The organism is Streptomyces sp. NPDC058662 (assembly GCF_042716255.1).
Lineage (GTDB): Bacteria > Actinomycetota > Actinomycetes > Streptomycetales > Streptomycetaceae > Streptomyces.
Map to the genome: position 1 here is coordinate 1 of NZ_JBHXRU010000210.1, position 1,973 is coordinate 1,973.

At 71.3% G+C, this 1,973-nt stretch carries 2 protein-coding genes; one reads left to right on the top strand and one right to left on the bottom strand.

What is annotated here, in order from left to right; all coding sequences use genetic code 11:
* Window positions 1-60: 60 nt before the first annotated feature.
* Window positions 61-579, bottom strand: a complete 519-nt coding sequence (locus tag ACFWUQ_RS31405; RefSeq protein WP_384544815.1) for a DUF4245 domain-containing protein — start codon at window positions 577-579, stop codon at window positions 61-63.
* Window positions 580-814: 235 nt separating this feature from the next.
* Between ACFWUQ_RS31405 and glpX the strand changes: the two genes are divergently transcribed.
* Window positions 815-1,846: a class II fructose-bisphosphatase gene (gene glpX / locus ACFWUQ_RS31410; protein ID WP_054221849.1), complete on the top strand. Its 1,032-nt coding sequence runs from the start codon at window positions 815-817 to the stop codon at window positions 1,844-1,846.
* Window positions 1,847-1,973 lie beyond the last annotated feature (127 nt).

Sequence of the window (1,973 nt, forward strand, 5' to 3'; positions counted from 1 at the left end):
GGGATCCCGGGGCGGGCGGCTTCGTACATCACGCGTCGTGCGTCGGCGATACCGGGCGGCTCAGCTGCCCTGTTTGAACTCCAGCGCCGCCGCCATCACGGCGAGCTGGTCGAAGGGGGCCGTCCCGGCCACCACGGTGACGTGGCCCTGCTCCTGCCGCACGAGGGCGTCGTACTTCTCGCCCTCCCAGCGCTCCCAGGCCAGATCGCCGACCTGCTGCGTCTGCCCCGTGCCCTTCGCCTGCTGGGTGAGCCGGCCGATGCTCTTGGCGGAGGCGTCGGTCGTCTGCTCGATCGCCACGTACTGCCGCTGCGGATCGAGGAAGCCCAGGTGCCAGGCGTCGGCGTTCTTGCGCTCGTACGTCACCGAGGTCGCCCGCCACTCCTGCGGGAGCCCCACGGGGGCCGCCACCGGGTACGGGGCCGCGCGCCGGGCGGTGATCGTCTCCACCCGGTAGTCGACCGTCCGGATCGGATCGGCGTCCTCGTCGTGCGGGATGAAGATGTAGATCCCCGCGACCACGAGGCCGATCACGCCCAGCGACCGGACCATGTCCCAGATCGTCTGCTTGCCTCTCATACCTGCCACGGGACCATCGTCCCGCATGGCCGGGAGCGATCACCGCCGGGGTCGCCCGGGCGGCGGGTCGGCCGCCCGGACGCGGGCCGCGCGGAAGCCTCCAGGTGTCCGCTCAGGCCAATCACCTGACCGATATACCGCTCATACGTGACCCGCTCTGCTCAATTTATCGACGTACCGATAGAGTTCCAGCACCCTCACTTCCGGCCGTCGCCGTACAGAAAGGTGCGCTCCGATGACCGAGCACAACCTGCCGCCCCAGCTCGAAGTCTCTCCGGAGGCCCCCGACCGCAACCTCGCCCTGGAGCTCGTCCGGGTCACCGAGGCCGCCGCCATGGCCGCGGGCCGGTGGGTCGGGCGCGGCGACAAGCTCGGCGCCGACGGCGCCGCGGTCAACGCGATGCGGACCCTGATCTCCACCGTCTCGATGAACGGCGTCGTCGTCATCGGCGAGGGAGAGAAGGACGAAGCCCCGATGCTCTTCAACGGCGAGCGGGTCGGCGACGGCACCGGTGCCGAGGTCGACATCGCCGTGGACCCGATCGACGGCACCACCCTGAACGCCAAGGGCATGCCGAACGCCATCGCCGTCCTGGCCGCCGCCGACCGCGGCACCATGTTCGACCCGTCCGCGGTCTTCTACATGGAGAAGCTGGTCACCGGCCCGGAGGCCGCCGACTTCGTCGACATCAACGCCCCCGTCTCGGTGAACATCCGCCGCGTCGCGAAGGCCAAGAACATGGCCGTCGAGGACGTCACCGTCGTCATCCTGGACCGCCCCCGCCACGAGGGCATCGTCAAGGAGATCCGCGAGACGGGCGCCCGGATCAAGTTCATCTCCGACGGCGATGTCGCGGGCTCCGTCATGGCGGTGCGCGAAGGCACCGGCGTGGACCTGCTCCTCGGCATCGGGGGCACCCCGGAGGGCATCATCTCGGCCTGTGCGATCAAGTGCCTCGGCGGCACGATCCAGGGCAAGCTGTGGCCGAAGGACGAGGCCGAGCGCCAGAAGGCCATCGACGCGGGCCACGACCTGGACCGGGTCCTGCACACCAACGACCTGGTGTCCGGCGAGAACGTCTTCTTCGTCGCCACCGGCATCACGGACGGCGAGCTGCTGCGCGGCGTCCACTACCGCTCCGAGACGGCGACCACGTCCTCGCTGGTGATGCGCTCGAAGTCCGGCACGATCCGGCAGATCGACTCGACGCACCGCCTGTCGAAGCTGCGCGCGTACAGCGCGATCGACTTCGACCGCGCCCAGTAGACGGGCCGGCGGGCCGCGGGGCCCGCTCGGGGGGTGGGGGGGGGGGCCCGGCGCCCCCCCCCCGAGCCCGAAAACCCCGGGGGTGCGGGGGGGGGGTGCGAGGCGCCCGTCCCCCCGGGGGGGGCGC